A 16,264-nucleotide genomic window follows, 5' to 3' on the forward strand; every position below is an offset into this window, starting at 1 on the left:
CTGCACCGGTCGAATGCCAACGGTGTCGCACCGACATGTCGCGACAGCGCTGGCTGCTGCTCGACCGTGAGGTCCGAGTCGCGGTAGCACAACCCCTGGTACTACAACGGCATTTTCCTGAGTCGGTGCTGGTAGATCGGGTAAGTTGACGCCAGGCGAACACGTGAACGGCGACGCGCCCGACAGGGCGAATAGCGGCACGATCGAACTCGCGGGCGAGTGGCAGCACGGCACCTTCTTCGAGGGAGCAGCGCTATGGATCTCAACACGATCACCGACATCGTTCGGCGCCCTCCGGACCGACCGGGTTCGGGTTGGCGCGAGGGTGACGCGTGGCTCGCCGGCGGAACATGGTTGTTCTCCACCGAGCAGCCGCAGCTGCGGCGTCTCGTCGATCTCACCGCACTTGGTTGGGACAGTTTGGTGCCCAGCGATGCCGGGCTCGAGATCGGCGCGACGTGCACCATCGGTGAGCTGGCGGCCTTCGTGCCGCCGAGCGACTGGCGCGCGGGCTCGCTGTTCGCCACCAGCTGCGAGGCGTTCCTGTCGTCGTTCAAGATCTGGAATGCGGCGACTGTGGGTGGCAACATCTGTATGTCGCTGCCCGCAGGCCCGATGATCACCATGACGGTCGCGCTCGAAGCCATGTACACAGTGTGGGCTGCGGACGGGTCCGAACGCACCGTCGACGCGGCCGCCTTCGTCACGGGCGACCACCGCAACATCCTCGCCCCCGGCGAGATTTTGCGGCACATCGACATCCCGGTCAGCGCGCTTCGCAAGCGGCACACGCACCGGCGCTTCACCCTCACGCACCTGGGTCGCTCGACGCTGTTCATGATCGCCACCCAGGCACCCGGCACCGCCGACCTGCTGCTGACCATCACGGCAGGCACCACCCGTCCGGTGCGCCTGACCTTCGACACCATGCCCGACGCCGAGGAACTGCGGCAGTGCATCGATGCGATACCCGAAGACCTGTGGTTCAGCGACCCGAACGGCACGCCCGACCATCGTCACCACCTGGCCCGGCACTTCGCGGAGGAGATCCGCGTCGAACTCGCCGAAGGATGCCGGGCATGACATACACCGTGAACGGAACCACCTTCGACGACGAGCCGAACCCTGGTCAATGCCTGCGCACATTCGTGCGCTCGCTCGGCTACCGCGGCGTCAAGAAAGGTTGTGACGCAGGCGATTGCGGTGCGTGCACGGTGTGGCTCGACAACATTCCGGTGCACAGCTGCATCACGCCCGCGTTTCGTGCGGACGGGTGTGCGGTCACGACGATCGAAGGCCTCGGTTCGCCGGAGGACCTGCACCCGATGCAACGGCAGTTCCGCGACGCCCCAGGCTTCCAGTGCGGCTTTTGCACCGCGGGCATGATCATGACCGCAGTGGCGCTCACCGACGCCCAGAAAGCAGACCTGCCCCGCGCACTGAAAGGGAACCTCTGCCGTTGCACCGGCTACCGGGCGATCGAAGATGCGATGAACGGCGTCGCCGAGATCGAGGTCGCCCGGCCGGGCCGAGCAGTCGGCGTGAGCGTCGGCGCGCCGGCGGCCACCGAGGTGGTGACGGGCCGTGCCGAGTTCACGATGGACATGGCCATCGACGGCATGCTGCATCTCAAGGTGTTGCGCTCACCGCACGCCCATGCCCGCATCGTGTCCATCGACAAGACCGCGGCGCTCGCGGTGCCCGGTGTGCATCGGGTGTATACCTGGGCGGATGTGCCGCGCAAGAGGTTCACGACCGCGATACATACCGATCACCTCGTCGATCCAAGCGACACCTACATCCTCGACAACACGGTACGTTTCGTCGGTCAACGGGTGGTCGCGGTGCTGGCCGACACCGTCGCAGCCGCGGAAGCGGGCTGTCGCGCCGTGATCGTCGAGTACGAGGTGCTGTCTGCGGTCTTCGACCCGGAAGAGGCGATGGCCGACGGCGCTCCCCCACTGCACGGCTCGAGCGATCCGTTCATGCAAGATCCCGAGCACAACATCCTGCTGGAGATCCACGGGCACATCGGTGACGTCGAGGCGGGGTTCGCCGAGGCCGATCTGATCCACGAGGGCACATACTTTTCACCGCGCGTGCAGCATGCGCATCTCGAGACACACGGATCGATCGCATGGATGAACGACAGTCGCCTGCACGTGCGCACCAGTTCGCAGTCCCCGTCGATCGCCAAAGGCAAGCTCGCCTATCTCTTCGACCTCCGTCCCGATCAGCTGCGCGTGTTCAGCAAGCGGGTCGGCGGTGGGTTCGGCGGCAAGCAAGAGGTTATTTCCGAGGATCTGGTCGCCCTCGCCGCCTTGGACACCGGGCGGCCCGTTTGTCTCGAGTTCACCCGGGAGGAGGAATTCACCACAGCGTCACCGCGACACCCGATGGCACTCACGATCAAACTCGGCGCACGGTCCGACGGCACGCTCACCGCGTTCCAGGTCCGCAATGTGTCGAACACGGGCGCCTATGGCAACCACGGTGGCGAGACCCTGTTCGCGGGTGGGGCCGCCATGGCGATCTATCGCTGCCCCAACAAGAAGTTCGACGCCTATTCGGTTTACACCAACACTGTGCCCAGCGGCGCACTGCGTGGCTACGGGATGACCCAGCCCGCGTTCGCGGTCGAGTCGGCTGTGAACGAGCTGGCGATCGCGCTCGCCATGGATCCTTTCGAGTTACGGCGGCGCAACATCGTGCGTCCCGGTGACGCCCTGATCGCGCTCGACGACGGTCCCGACGACGTCATGTTCAGCGAGGACGGCCTCTCGCAATGCATCGATCTCGTCGATACAGCCCTCCGGCGCAACGCGGACCCGCCGCCACCGGGAGACGGGTGGCTCATCGGCACGGGTGCTGCCAGCTCACTGCACGAGACCGCGCCCCCGACCGACCATCTCTCCGAGGCATGGCTGACCCTCGGTGATGACGGCGTCTACGAGCTTGCCATCGGCACCGTCGAGTTCGGTGAGGGCACCTCGACCGCCCACGTGCAAATCGCGGCCGACCAGCTCGGCACCACGCCGTCGCGGATACGCATCGTGCAGTCCGACACGGACCGAACGGGTTTCGATACGGGGGCGTTCGCCAGCGCCGGCCTCTTCGTCGCCGGGAAGGCGGTACTGCGGGCAGCCGAGGCCCTGCGCGCTCGGATCCTGGCCTTTGCCGCGGCGCATGAGCGGGTCGATGTCGCGTCGTGCTCGATGGACGACGACGGGGTCGTCTGCGACGGCCGCCGCGTGTCCCTGTCCGAGCTGGTCGAGCTGGCGCGTCGGCGCGGCATACGATTGACGGAGGCGCGCAAGGCTTTCGGGTCGCCGCGCAGCGTGGTTTTCAACAGTCACGGCTTCCGCATCGCCGTCCACCGGGTGACAGGTGAGGTCCGCATCCTCTATAGCGTGCACGCCGCCGACGCCGGAATCGTCATCAACCCGGCGCAGGTACGCGGCCAGATCGAGGGCGGCGTTGCCCAGGGCATCGGCTTCGCGCTGACCGAGAACTTCCACGTCGACGAAAACGGCGTCATGGTCAATCCGAACTTACGCAATTACCGCATCCCGACCTATGCCGATATTCCCCGCACCGAGGTGCTCACTGTCGACTCGACCGATTCTGCCGGGCCGATGCATTCGAAGGGCATCGCGGAATGCTGCATCAACCCGGTGGCGCCTGCACTCGCCAACGCGCTCGAGGATGCGACGGGGGTCCGATATCGAGCGCTGCCGTTCACGCCGGAGCGCATCTACCGCCGGCTCGACGAAGACACCGGTTTCAGTGCGGGCTGAGCCGTGAGGAGATCGTGATGGAAGCCGGAGAACTCACCGATAGTGCCGCGACTGTCATCATCGGCCACAAAGTACGCGCCGGTTTCGGGCAGGCCTTCAAAACCTGGCAGCAGGAGGTGAACGCCGCGGCTTCCGGTTACGCCGGATTCCGCGGCGCCGAGATCGCCGCCCCGACCGCCGCGCAAACCGAATGGGTCGTGGTCTACCGCTTCGATACCGTTGCCCACCTGCAGGCCTGGATAAACAGCGCCACCCGTCAGGACTTTCTCGACAAGGGCAGGCAATACTTCGACGGCCCCGCCACCCAGCAAGTCATCAGTGGCGGCACGCGACCTACGGATCCGCTTGTCACAGTTGTCGTTACCCACCGCGTAAATCACTACAGCGTCGCCGATTTCGTTGCGTGGCAGAAGCACCTGGCCCAGGAGGAGGCCAAATTCGAAGGCTTCCGCGGCAGCGAGCTCTTCCGTCCCATCGAAGGCATTCAGGACGAATGGACCGCGCTCTACCGTTTCGACACCTCTGCGAACCTGGCCAGGTGGCTCACCTCGAACCGGCGCCGGGAACTCCTCGCCGAGGGCGAGAAGTTCAGCGACTTCGAGTTGCGCACCATCGACAATTCCTTCGGCAGCTGGTTCGCCTTCGACGAGAACGACAACACCGCTCCCGCTCCGTCGGACACCAAAACGGCCATCGCGGTCTGGGTCGGTCTCTACCCGACCGTCGTGCTGCTCACCCTCGCGCTGTCGCCGTTGAAAATGCCGCTGTGGCTGGGGCTGCTCATCGGCAACCTGCTGTCCAGTTTCATCATGAGTTTCTTCACCATGCCGTACTACGTGAACCGGCTGCTCGAGCGGTGGCTGCGGCCACCTTCGGACGCGCCGGCCGTGAAGACGAACCTCCAGGGCCTCGCAGTTGTCGCCGCACTCACCCTGACCTGGGTTGCCATCTTCTATGTAGTGACCAGGCAGCTCTGGTCCCTCCCCTGACCGGGCGGGTACCCGCTATCGACCGGCGAGCGGTGCAGGCCCGGTCGGTGCGGGAATCGGGGCAAGCGTGTTCAACAGCCGCGGTGACAAGGTCGTAGCACCCTCAGCAGCTCGACTCAGCCCGTACCGTCGGACCTCGCTTCCATTCCCGGCGAGCCCACTGACGAGCAGATCTGCGCCGGCGGTCGTGCTAGTGGTCGCCACCTGTACCCCGGTGCCGCCGACGAAGGGGGCGAATGACGTTGTCTCTCTGAAGGAAACCGCGCCCGGGTGGTGGTTCGGGCTCTCGGTGTACATCGCGGGCTCGCCGTCGAGCCGCGATCCGCTCGACCAGACCCGCACCGTGCCGTCGCCGCCGATCATGCCCGTGATGATGCTTTTCGCCCCGCCCTCGACGCCGGCCACCCACCCTGTCGAGAGCGTGACACCATCACGGTAGTTCTCGTCGAAGGCCAGAAAATCCGAGGTCGTCTTCGGCTCACCCGGACGACCGGCATGCGGCTCTGTCGTGCTTTTCGCCGCTGCGGCGGCGGTCGGCGTGTACAGGTCGTAGTGGAAGGTCTTCACCCGTGGGGCGTCGCCGGGCCCCGGGACCGTCACGATGCTGGCCCGGCCCGAGGAGGTTTCGACCATCCCGGTAGCAACTGTGACACCGGCCGTCGATCCGGGATACGGCGTGAAGCTCGAGTACAGCTCGGGCGCCTTGCCCGGCTGGCCGGTCAGCGTCGAGGAGAACACGCGCACTGCCGATTCGATGCCCGGACCCGAGCCGACGATGAGGTTGTCAGCCGAACCGTTGCCATCGATATCGGCGCCCGCGACGTTGACGCCACCACGGAAGTCGGACCCGAACGGGGTGAACCGAGCCAGTTCCGTGCCGAAACGTGCACCGCCGACGCCGCTGTACGCCACGACCTCGGAGCCGACGCCGGCACCGGTACCAGCGACGAGGTCGAGCACCGCGTCGCCGTTGAGGTCGGCCATGGCAACCGTGGGCGTGCCCATGAAGGCGGGAAACGGAGTAACGGTGGCAACCAACTTGTCGCCGTCGCCGTCGTAGACCTGCACGGTCGCCGGCCGGCCCGGCGCCCCTGCGATCGCCACCGCGTAGGTCGATACTTCGGGGATCACGTTGACGATCGCCATCAGGCCGTTGTCTTCGTGGTTGAGGCGATGGCAATGGATCACGAAGGTGCCGGTGTAGTCGATGAACCTCATCCGCAACGTCACCGAAGCGGGGACCAGTGGGTTCTCGTTCTCGTCGGTCACGGGAGCCGGAACGTTGACGTTGTCCACCCCCCACATCTGCACTCCGGTAACGGATTTCGCGACAGGATCGACGATCTCCATCACCTGCAAGTCGTTGACGTGGATATGCATCGGGTGCTCGTCGTTGTTCAGGTTCGTAATCAACCATTCCTCGACCGAGTTGAGTCGCGGCTGGAGCAACGGGATGTTCGGAAACGTGTTGTCGTCGAACTGGTAGGTGAAAGCCTTGGGATCGCTGTTGCTCGCCTTCTCGTTGCCGAAGCCACCCGAGACCGTCAGCGTGCGCTGCACGGCGGGCATAGTGGCCGACGTGTCCACGAAGGACGTGTAGGCATCGAGTTGCTGGCCGGGCACGAACGGTGTGGTCCGACCCTCGCCACTGTCGGGCCGCACCTGAATGAGCTTCTGGGTGGGAAAGGTGAAAAAGCCGTCCTGGTAGCTGATGACCGACGGGTCGACGCTCACCGTGCCCAGTACGGCGGGCGGCTGGTCGGTGCTGTTGTTCGTGTAGAGCACGCCGGGCTCCGTGCTGGGCCTGGCGTCGGGTGCGGGTGGCATTCCGAGCACCAGATCACCGGTTTTCGGCATCGTGACCGCGATCGCGTACCGCGATGCCGGCGGAATGACCAGACGCGTGCCGTCGCCGGCGACCGGCAGGTCGACCTCGGAGAAGGGGACGCCGTCTTGCCCGACGATCGCGAACTTCGGATGGTTGCCGGTCGCCGTTTCGGTCAGCATGACGGGGATATAGGCCATGTCGCTGATGTTCGCCAGAACCCATATCTCGGTCTGACCCGGTTTCAGCTTCAGTGCGGGCTGGAACTGCCCGTTGATCGTGAACTGCACGTCGCGCTGGTTCTCCGGTAGCGTGAGATCCGTGGGGACCGAGATGGGCGGCCGCGACGTAGGACCGCTGATGAAGCTCTGCAGGTTGCTCGGTACGAACTGGTTCTGACCACGGTGGTTGGCCGGCGACAGTGGCCCGCTGTACCAGTTGGTGACATACCGGGAGCCGTTCGTCGTCTCCGCGAAGTTCACCGGGGCCAGACTCGGCCGGTATGTGCCGTCGGCAAGCTGCGATCCCTCCGGAGGCTTCAGCGTGCTCACGTACTGCGGCCGATTCGGGTCGTTCAACTGGTGACCGCTGCCCTTGCGATCGAAGACGTAGTTGTACTGCAGCGCCATCGTGCGGATCGGAATGTGATTCCGTGTCACCAGCGGCAGATTGCCGTCGGGCCGTCCGATCTCGAGTAGACCAGCCAGACCCTTGTAGGTCTGCTGAGCCGTCAGCGTGTGGCGATGGCTGTGGTACCAGTACATGCCGTCGGGCATGCCCTTCGGCACCGCGTAGTCGTAGACGTTGCCCTTACCGGCGGGGATGTCGAGCAGGACGTTGTCGACGTTGCCGTCAGGGCTCACATGGAGTCCGTGGGTGTGCAGGTTGAGCGGCGACGAGGTGAGAGCAGGAGGGTAGATCGGAACTTCTTCACCCGCTCGGGTGAAAGCGGGATCGTAGTAGTCCTCGATCGTCAGGTCCTGCAGATCGTTGTCGTAGTGCACGATCAAGCGCTCGCCCGGATCGACGTGCAACGTTGGCGCCGGGTAGAGATTGTCGCCCTTGGTCGAGCCGTCCGAGGCGGCACCCTTGATGACCTCGTAACCGAAGACCAAGAAGTTCGACACAGGTTTCGAGACGGTGTCGAGTGCGACAGTGCCCTGATGGGCCGACAGCCGCACTTCGAGAACGCCGTCCTTGCTCGTGAGCTTCACCGGCTCCCGGTAGGCGACCGGGATGCCGTCGGGACCGGCGTTGCCACCGCCTGATGTCCTCGACGCATCGGACCCGCACGCTGCGAGCAGCAGCGTGATTGCCGCGGCGACAGCGACAACGGAGACATTCGGCTTCCAGCGATGGGTGACCATAGTTTCCCGTTCCACAGCTGCGGGTGAGTGGCTACGCTCCAAAGCATCGATCGACGAGTCGAAGACTACTCAGAAGCTGCCCTACCAGCACCGAGTCGGGGAAATGCCATCACGAGAATCCGAGCAGCTCCACCAGCCGGTCGAGCTGCAGCTCGAACAACTCGGACCGATCGGCGAACGTGTCGCGGCCGTACATGTCGAACACATCGAAGCTCACCGCACCGAACATCGCACTCCATACCGTGATCCCGCGCGAGAACAGCCAGTCCGGCGCATCCAGCTCGAACTCGACTCGAATCTGCGCGAAACTCGCTGCCAGCGCGGGAGATACGGTGACAGGCTTGGAAGGCTCGGTGAGCAGTCCGCCGCGATAGGCCTGACCGTAGATCTGCAACAGCGCGGCGATCACCCGAACTCCCGGAGAGACGGTCTGTTCGGCGGGCGCGTCGTAGCCCGGAACCGGCGTGCCGAAAAGTAGCCCATACCATGCAGGTTCGGCGAGCGCCCAGGCGCGCACGGTCCGGCCGACCACCCGCAGCCGCTGCGCCGGGTCTTCGGGGGCTGCCGCAAGCGCCGCGTCCACCGCATCGCCCAGCGCGTTGTAGCCCTCGACGACGAGCAGGGTGAGCAGCTCATCTCGGCTGCGCACATACCGGTATACCGCTGAGGACACGACGCCGAGGTCGCGCGCCACCGCACGCAACGACAGCGCGGCGGCGCCGTCGGTCGCCAGATGTTCGCGGCCGATCCGGACAATATCGGCCATAGTTTGCGCGCGGGCGCGGGCGCGGGGAGTAGTCGGCACGACTCCACCGTGCATTTTCTAGAGAGCATTGTCAACAACCGTGAGCAATGCTCTTGACAATGCAGTGCGACTGCCGCATTCTTTTATAAATATAGAGAGCATCGCTCTCTAAGAGAGTCAGGGAGCCAATGACCGAACTGCACGTCGTCACCGGAGCCGGACCGACCGGCGCCACCATCGCCGAGCATCTGGCCGGAGCGGGTAAGCACGTGCGGTTGCTCACCCGCTCCGGCAGCGGGCCCGAGCATAACCTTATCGAACGGCGCGCAGTGAACGTGACACTGCCCGAACAGCTTTCGGGCCAATTCGACGGCGCTACCGCCGTCTATCACTGCGTGGGCGCCTCGCGCTACGCCGCGAAGACATGGCAAGCCGAGCTGCCCCCCACCGAACAGGCGGTCATGGACGAGGCCGGAAAGGCCGACACCGTGGTCGTTTTCGCCGAGAATCTCTATTCCTACGGCAAGGTCGAGGGCCCCATTACCGAAACTGGGCCCCGCGATGCCGATTTCGGCAAGCCCGCGGTCCGGACCCAGCTGGTGCGGGCGCGGGCGGCCCACGCCACCCCGACGGTGAGCGTCGCGGCCTCGGACTTCCTCGGCCCTTACGTGCGCGCCTCGGTGGCGGGCGAACAACTCTTCACCCCCATCCTCGCCGGCAAGAAGGTGCAGGCGCTCGGCAAACTCGACGTCCCGCACTCCTTTACCTACGTTCCCGATCTCGCCGCCGCCATGATTCGGGCGGCCGCCGACGAATCGGTCTGGAACACCTTCCTGCATGCGCCGACCGCGCCGCCGATCACCCAGCGCCAACTCATCGACGCCATCGCCACCGCCGCCAGTGTCACCGTACCCAAGGTGTCCGCCGCGCCGATCACCGTGATCCGACTGTTGGGCCTGTTCAGCGCGCAATTGCGGGAGCTCGCGGAAGTGAGCTACCAGGTCGCGCACCCGTTCGTGCTCGACTCCAGCGACAGCCAGCAGCGGCTCGGCCTGCACCCCACTCCCCTCGACGAGGCCGTCGCCGCCACCGTCGCCTGGTGGAAAACTCAGCTGTGAAATGTCACTGCCCGCTCATATCCACCCCCTGACAGCCCACAATCGGCCGTAACCTACCCAGTAGTAGTGTTAGCGGTGTCACTGGCGACACCGATCGAGGAGCACCATATGGACCAGCGAGAGACGGATTTCGACGTACTCATCGTCGGTTCAGGATTCGGCGGCAGCGTGACCGCGCTGCGGCTGATCGAGAAGGGCTACACGGTCGGCGTGCTCGAAGCCGGTCAGCGCTACGCCGATAGCAAACTGCCCGAGACCAGTTGGGACCTGCGGAAGTTCCTGTGGGCGCCCAAGCTCGGCTGCTACGGCATCCAGCGCATCCACCCGCTGCGTAATGTCCTCATCCTCGGTGGCGCGGGCGTCGGTGGCGGGTCGCTCAACTACGCCAACACGCTGTATGTGCCGCCGGAGCCCTTCTTCCAGGACGCGCAATGGCGCGACATCACCGACTGGCGTGCCGAGCTCACGCCGTATTACGAACGCGCGCAGAAGATGCTCGGGGTAGTGCGCAATCCGCACATGACTCCGGCCGACGAGATCTTCAAGGAGGTGGCCGAGGATCTCGGCGTCGGCGACACCTTCGTGCAGACTCCGGTCGGCGTGTTCTTCGGTGAGCCGGGCAAGACCGTGGCGGACCCGTATTTCGGCGGTGTCGGTCCTGAGCGTACCGGCTGCCTCGAATGCGGTGAATGCATGACCGGCTGCCGGCACGGAGCGAAGAACACACTCGTCAAGAACTACCTGTATCTCGCGGAAAAAGCAGGCGCGCAGGTGATTCCGATGACGACGGTCACCGAACTGCGCCCGCTGCCGGACGGCACCTGGGACGTCGCGACCGAACGCACCGGCGCGTGGGTGCGCAAGCGTCTCGCGACTTACACCGCGCGTCAGGTCGTCCTGGCCGCAGGCACCCTCGGCACCCAGAAGCTATTGCACGCGATGCGCGACAAGGGTGTGCTGCCCGACCTTTCCGATCGACTCGGCGAACTCACCAGGACGAACTCCGAATCCATCGTCGGAGCGGCGACCAAGAAGGTCACCCCCGGTGTGGATTTCACCAAGGGCGTCGCGATCACCTCATCCATCCACCCCACCCACGACACGCACATCGAGCCGGTCCGCTATGGCAAGGGCTCCAATGTGATGGGCCTGATGCAGACGCTGATGGTCGACGGTGGCGGCCGGATGCCGCGCTGGCTGCGGTTCCTCGGCGTCGTGTTGCGCAACCCGCTCACCCTGCTCACCTTCCTGAGTGTGAAGAACTGGAGTGAGCGCACCATCATCACACTGGTGATGCAGCACCTGGACAACTCCATCACCACCTACACCAAGCGCGGCCTGTTCGGCCGCAAGCTGACCAGCAAGCAGGGCCACGGCGAACCGAACCCGACCTGGATTCCGGCGGGCAACGATGTCACCCGTCGGGTCGCCGAGAAGATCGGCGGCATCGCGGGCGGCAGCTGGGGCGAGATCTTCAATATCCCGTTGACCGCGCACTTCTTGGGAGGTGCACCGATCGGCGCCGACCGCGAAACCGGTGTCATCGACGCCTACCACCGGGTGTACGGCTATCCGACCCTGAGCGTCGTGGACGGTGCCGCGGTGTCGGCGAATCTCGGTGTCAATCCCTCGCTGACGATCACCGCGCAGGCCGAACGCGCCGCGGCCTATTGGCCGAACAACGGCGAACAGGACACCCGCCCGGCGCAAGGCCTTGCCTATCAACAGATTTCGCCGGTGGCGCCCACGAATCCTGTCGTGCCCGCAGGCACGCCGACCGCGCTGGTGCTGCCGATCGTCGAGATCCGCGGTGGCCGCAGCGCAGCCGACGAGAGTGCGACCGCCTGAATCCGCGCTCAGCCAGGGGGCGCGATCTTGGTGATGACGATCGAGCCTTCGCGGTCCGCCACGGTCACGATCTGTCGATAGGTCCGCACGGTCGAATTGGGGCGACTCTCGGTGATCACCACATCGAATCGGCCATCACTCATCGGCGCGATCAGGACACAGTGCTGACTGCCGGGCGGAATCGACGCGATACCCGCGTCGATCACCTCAATCTTCGGCACCGCCGCGTCCGGTGTGGTGACTGCCCGCGCCGCCTGCCCCGAACGCTCCACGTAGTAGGCGTGCTGGAACGCCAGAATCACTTCCGGCCCGGTCGCGCTCGAACCGATACCGTTGCCGCGCACCAGCTGTTCGGTCCGGGTCGCCTCACACCCGGGCCGACCGCCGAGTACCGGATCGACAACCGTCGCGGACTGACGCGGGTCGGTCGCCGCGGCGCTGTAGACCAGCACAATCGCCGCTGTCGCCAATGACCCACCGATCGCGAAAGCGCCGAGCCACCAGAATCGCAGCGGTCCGTGGTGCGCGCGATCAGCGCGCCGCCGCGAGCGGCGTTGACGGCTGAGGCTCTGCCGTGGGTCCACACGCTGCGGCGGCTGGAGCCGCCGTGGCGGCTCCAGCCGCTGTGATATGTCGAGGTGTTGCGGCAGCTCCGAGGAGATCATGCCCGGCCACAACGGCACGGCCGATGCCCTGCCCCGGCCGTGCCGCGCCGCGATATGGCCGCTGGACCCGGCTGTGTTCGACGACGACATACTTTCGCCGCACCCCCTTCGCCGACGCCCGTGGGCAAGCTCGGGTTTCCTATGAATGCCGTTGTGCAATAACAAGATTGCACACCTTTGCCATTTATGCGACCGAATGACCGATAGATAGCCGAAACGTGCACCAGTTATCTTCTGGCACACAATGTTTCGGTTACTCCATGCCAACCGCACACGGCCGGAGGGGGATGCCGGGTCGCCCTCAGAGCAGGCCGCGTTGCCGCAGGTCGGAAACGTACTTGTGGATCAGCGACTGCGACAAGTGCGGAATATCGTTGTCGGGGCCGATGTTTGTGGCCTGCACCGCGGCGGCGAAGCCCTCGGCCGGAATCACCGATCCATCGATGGGCAGGCTGGGCCGGCGATAGGCGTGCAGCAACGGCAACAACGATGCCTGCCGCTGCCACTCGGGTAGACCTCGAAGCGCAGTGTCGAAGCGGGCGAACCACTCTCGATAGTCCTCGATCCGCTGGATCGGGTGACCCGCCTCGATCAACCAGTCGACGAATACGTCGAGCGAGACACCGTCGTCGTGCGGGTTCAGGACATCGAAGGTCTGGAAGCCCGCAGTGGCCTGCGCGCCGAGAGTGGCGATCGCCTCGGCGGTGAAGTCGGCAGGCAGGCCGTCGTAGTGCGCCCGCTGCCGAACGCCGTCGGCAGCTGTCTCATAGAAGGAATACGGCGCGATGCCGGTGACAAGCAGGCTGATCAGCAAGCGCGTGAACATGTCGGGCACGTTCAGCTGACCTGCGTAGCGACTGTGGGCCAGGATCATGTCCGACCGGAAAACGGCGACCGGTAGGCCGCAACGGTCGTGCGCTTCCCGCAGCAGCACTTCGCCCGCCCATTTGCTGTTGCCGTAGCCGTTCGCATAGCTGTCGTCGACGACTCGCACTGGACTGATCTCGCGGATGTCGCCGTCTTCCTCGAAGATCGCGGGTGGGATCTGAGCGGTCACCGCGACGGTCGAGAGATAGTTGACGGGCTTGAGCCGTGTGGTGATCGCGAGGCGAATGAGTTCCGCGGTGCCGACGACGTTGGGTCCGAACAACTGACTGTAGGGCAACACATGATTCACCAGGGCGGCTGGATGCACGATCAGGTCGACGCTGTCCGCGAGACGATGCCACGTCGCATCGTCCAAGCCCAGGTTCGGTTCTCCGATGTCGCCTGCGAGAACCTCCAGGTTCCGGCTCGCCAAATCCCGAAAATGCCCGAGCAGTCCGGCGTCGCCGCTGTCGAACGCCTCTTCGAGCCGTGCACTCGCCGCCGCCGCGTCCCGCCCCCGGACGAGACAGATCAGCGTGCCGCCGGTTCGATCCAGACGTTCCAACCATTCGAGGCAAAGAAACCGACCCAGATACCCGTTCGCCCCGGTCAGCAGAACCGTGCGGGCGGCCGCGGCGCGCGGGAGATCCCGTGCCGCAGTGAGGGTTCGGACGTCGATGAACTTGTTCAGTGTGAGGTCACGGGCTCGGGCTCGGTCGGCCCCGGAACCGTGCACAGCAGCGAACGTCGGACGTTCGGCCGCGGAGTTCTTCGCTGTCTCGATGTACACCGCCAGCTCATAGAGATCGTTGGCCGGGCTGAGGATAACGCCGACCGGCACCTCCAGGCCGAGGATCTCCTGCAGCAGATTCGAAAAGGACAGTGCAGCAAGGGAATCGCCACCGAGATCGGTGAAGTGCACGTCGGGCCGCAGATCCGTGGTCGCGCAGCCGAGCAACGCTCGCGCCGCACGACCGATGGTGTCGAGCACCGGCTGGTTCGCCGCCTCGCGTCGCAGCGCGAGCAATTCGTGCGCCTGTCCTTCGGCAAGGTCGGCGTACAGTTGCTGGAGCCGCCCCCCGTAGCGCTCGGTGAGCGCGGGCCGCAACAACTTACCGATGCCGGAGAGCAAGCCGTTATCGGTGGTGAACGGTGCGGTCTCGATGAGGAAATCGCGTGGAATCTCGTAGGAGTTCAGATTGCCGTCCTTGGCGATCCGTTGCAGCGACTCGGCCAGTGGCACTTTCAGTGCATCCGGGTCGGCGGCGGCGAGTGCGTCCTCAGTAGGAACGATCACCGCAAGCAGGTAGGCGCGTTCGCTGCTGCCGTAGACGAAAATCTGGCGAATCAGCGGACTATTGGCGAAGACGGCCTCGAGACGCGACACGGCCACGAACTCACCCTGCGACAGCTTCAGCACGCTGTTGCGACGATCGACATAGACCAGCTCATCCGGTCCGAGCTCGGCCACAATGTCACCGGTCCGGTAGAAGCCGTCGGCGTCGAAGACCTCCGCGGTAACCTCGGGCCGCTTGTAATACCCGGGAATCATGGTCGAGGTCTTCAGCAGCAATTCACCGCGCGGATGCGGCTGATCGGTATGGAAGTAGCCGAGTTCGGGCACGTCGACGAGCCTGTAGTCGAGCACCGGTGGCCGCCGCACCTGGTTGTCGATCACGAGACCGCCGCCCGCCTCCGTCGAGCCGTAACCGTCGTGCAGATCCATGTCGAGCAGCGACTCGATGAACACCTTCATCTCCGCGGCCAGCGGTGCGCTGCCGCACACCACCGTTATGAGGCGGCCGCCGAAGAAGTCTTGCCGCAGTTGCGCTTTGACCTCGCCGTCGAGCGCCGCGGGGTCGATGCCCGGTGCGGTGCGGCGGTCCATCTCGCTCTGGTAGCGCTGAAACACCATCTCGCACAACCGCGGAACGAGAAACAGCTCCGTCGGTCGCGCCAGCGCGATGTCATCGAACAGCGTCGAAATATCGCTCTTGGCGGCGAAGTATGCGGTGCCGCCACGGGCGAGCACCCCGAACAGGGACATGCGCCCCGCGACGTGGCTCATCGGCATGTAGTTGAGATTGATCGCGGACACCGGCGGCGCGCCGAGCCACATCGCCGAGACCAGCCGGTCGGTGTACATCGCGCCTTTCGGCGTGCCGGTGCTTCCGGAGGTGTAGATGAGCAAGGCCAGCGGATCGTCCTCGGCCTCGGGGACGACGAGCGGGGCCTGCGGGAGGGCGCGCCCCTGTTCGAGGACATTCTGCAGCGTTTGGATGTGCACCGTGCTGCCCGCACTCGCGAGCCGTCGGCGTGCGGATTCGAATGCGTCTTGCTGGTCGTCGTCTTCGGGGTGGTAGTCGAAAACGATCAGTCGCTGTGGCGATGTGCTTGCCAGAATGCAGTGGACGGCGGTCTCGAGATGTTCCGGAGTCGTCGCCAGAATGTGCGGGGCCGTCTCCGCGATGATGGCCGTCAGTGGGGAGACAGCCGCGCTCGCCTGCAGCGGGACGACAACCGCGCCCAGATGCACACAGGCCAGATCGATCGTGGTGTAGTCGCGGCTGGTGAATCCCAGTATCGCCACGAAATCACCTGTGCACAAAGGCTGCTCGGAATCGTGGTGCCATGCGCTCGCCACGGCGGCCGCCCGCTCCCACAGTTCGCCGTAACTGACGGTCTCGAAAGCGGGCAGCAATCGCAGCGAACGACGGCCCGACGCCGCGTCCACCGTGGGCTCGACAGCGCGCTGTCCGAGTGCCGGACGGTCGGCATAGGCCCTCATGATGGCCGCCACGATCTGTGCAAGGCGCATGTCGGGTTGCCGAATCGCTTCGGTGGCGGTGTCGAGTGGCAGCGCGTCGCGAATCTGCTGCTCAGCCGCATACAGATCGGCGATACGTTGCATCAGCCGCTCGCGCGTGTCGGGTACCACTGCCCGCCTCCTTGGGTCGCTCATCAACCTTCGGTCGCTTCGTGCACTCACAAAAGACACCTTTGTCCAGCAATACGTTAGCCTGCCTAAGCATTCCAGGATGGG

General features: G+C 65.2%; 9 protein-coding genes. 5 read left to right on the forward strand and 4 right to left on the reverse strand.

All coding sequences use genetic code 11. The features are described 5' to 3' along the window. The first annotated feature begins 255 nt into the window (after window positions 1-255). The 3 genes from OHQ90_RS24995 to OHQ90_RS25005 are packed head-to-tail and all read left to right on the forward strand — an operon-like array spanning window position 256 to window position 4,786. Window positions 256-1,083, forward strand: a complete 828-nt coding sequence (locus tag OHQ90_RS24995; RefSeq protein ID WP_328401400.1) for an FAD binding domain-containing protein — start codon at window positions 256-258, stop codon at window positions 1,081-1,083. After that, the gene (locus OHQ90_RS25000; RefSeq protein WP_328401402.1) at window positions 1,080-3,797 is read left to right on the forward strand and encodes a molybdopterin-dependent oxidoreductase; all 2,718 of its coding nucleotides are present in this window, start codon (window positions 1,080-1,082) and stop codon (window positions 3,795-3,797) included. The genes OHQ90_RS24995 and OHQ90_RS25000 overlap by 4 nt, the downstream gene beginning before the upstream one ends. Window positions 3,798-3,814: 17 nt before the next feature. Next, window positions 3,815-4,786, forward strand: a complete 972-nt coding sequence (locus OHQ90_RS25005; protein ID WP_328401404.1) for an antibiotic biosynthesis monooxygenase — start codon at window positions 3,815-3,817, stop codon at window positions 4,784-4,786. Window positions 4,787-4,801: 15 nt separating this feature from the next. On the opposite strand, the gene OHQ90_RS25010 is transcribed toward OHQ90_RS25005, so the two are convergent. After that, complete coding sequence (locus OHQ90_RS25010) at window positions 4,802-7,978, reverse strand: multicopper oxidase domain-containing protein (RefSeq protein WP_328401406.1); 3,177 nt, start codon at window positions 7,976-7,978, stop codon at window positions 4,802-4,804. 109 nt (window positions 7,979-8,087) lie between these two features. Continuing rightward, a complete protein-coding gene (locus tag OHQ90_RS25015) occupies window positions 8,088-8,783 on the reverse strand; it encodes a TetR/AcrR family transcriptional regulator (RefSeq protein WP_328401408.1) in 696 nt (231 codons plus the stop codon). Window positions 8,784-8,911: 128 nt separating this feature from the next. On the opposite strand from OHQ90_RS25015, the gene OHQ90_RS25020 reads away from it, so the two are divergent. Together OHQ90_RS25020 and OHQ90_RS25025 are read left to right on the forward strand one after the other, a co-directional pair. Continuing rightward, window positions 8,912-9,841 carry an NAD-dependent epimerase/dehydratase family protein gene (locus OHQ90_RS25020; protein ID WP_328401410.1) on the forward strand — a complete coding sequence of 310 codons (930 nt, stop codon included), beginning with the start codon at window positions 8,912-8,914 and terminating at the stop codon, window positions 9,839-9,841. Between the two features lie 108 nt (window positions 9,842-9,949). Then, window positions 9,950-11,689, forward strand: a complete 1,740-nt coding sequence (locus OHQ90_RS25025; protein ID WP_328401412.1) for a GMC family oxidoreductase — start codon at window positions 9,950-9,952, stop codon at window positions 11,687-11,689. Window positions 11,690-11,697: 8 nt separating this feature from the next. Here the strand turns inward: OHQ90_RS25025 and OHQ90_RS25030 are convergent, their stop codons facing one another. Both OHQ90_RS25030 and car read right to left on the reverse strand, forming a co-directional pair. Further along, window positions 11,698-12,444 carry a hypothetical protein gene (locus OHQ90_RS25030; RefSeq protein WP_328401414.1) on the reverse strand — a complete coding sequence of 249 codons (747 nt, stop codon included), beginning with the start codon at window positions 12,442-12,444 and terminating at the stop codon, window positions 11,698-11,700. Between the two features lie 211 nt (window positions 12,445-12,655). Then, window positions 12,656-16,132, reverse strand: a complete 3,477-nt coding sequence (gene car, locus OHQ90_RS25035) for a carboxylic acid reductase (RefSeq protein ID WP_328413083.1) — start codon at window positions 16,130-16,132, stop codon at window positions 12,656-12,658. Between the last annotated feature and the right edge of the window lie 132 nt (window positions 16,133-16,264).

The sequence above is a fragment of the Nocardia sp. NBC_00403 genome (genome assembly GCF_036046055.1).
Classification (GTDB): Bacteria; Actinomycetota; Actinomycetes; order Mycobacteriales; family Mycobacteriaceae; genus Nocardia.

Excerpts from the sequence above, each read along its gene's own strand:
- OHQ90_RS25010 (WP_328401406.1), bottom strand. The coding sequence starts at position 7,978 with ATGGTCACCCATCGCTGGAAGCCGAATGTCTCCGTTGTCGCTGTCGCC.
- OHQ90_RS24995 (WP_328401400.1), top strand. The coding sequence starts at position 256 with ATGGATCTCAACACGATCACCGACATCGTTCGGCGCCCTCCGGACCGA.
- OHQ90_RS25030 (WP_328401414.1), bottom strand. The coding sequence starts at position 12,444 with ATGTCGTCGTCGAACACAGCCGGGTCCAGCGGCCATATCGCGGCGCGG.
- OHQ90_RS25000 (WP_328401402.1), top strand. The coding sequence starts at position 1,080 with ATGACATACACCGTGAACGGAACCACCTTCGACGACGAGCCGAACCCT.
- OHQ90_RS25005 (WP_328401404.1), top strand. The coding sequence starts at position 3,815 with ATGGAAGCCGGAGAACTCACCGATAGTGCCGCGACTGTCATCATCGGC.
- OHQ90_RS25025 (WP_328401412.1), top strand. The coding sequence starts at position 9,950 with ATGGACCAGCGAGAGACGGATTTCGACGTACTCATCGTCGGTTCAGGA.
- OHQ90_RS25020 (WP_328401410.1), top strand. The coding sequence starts at position 8,912 with ATGACCGAACTGCACGTCGTCACCGGAGCCGGACCGACCGGCGCCACC.
- car (WP_328413083.1), bottom strand. The coding sequence starts at position 16,132 with ATGCAACGTATCGCCGATCTGTATGCGGCTGAGCAGCAGATTCGCGAC.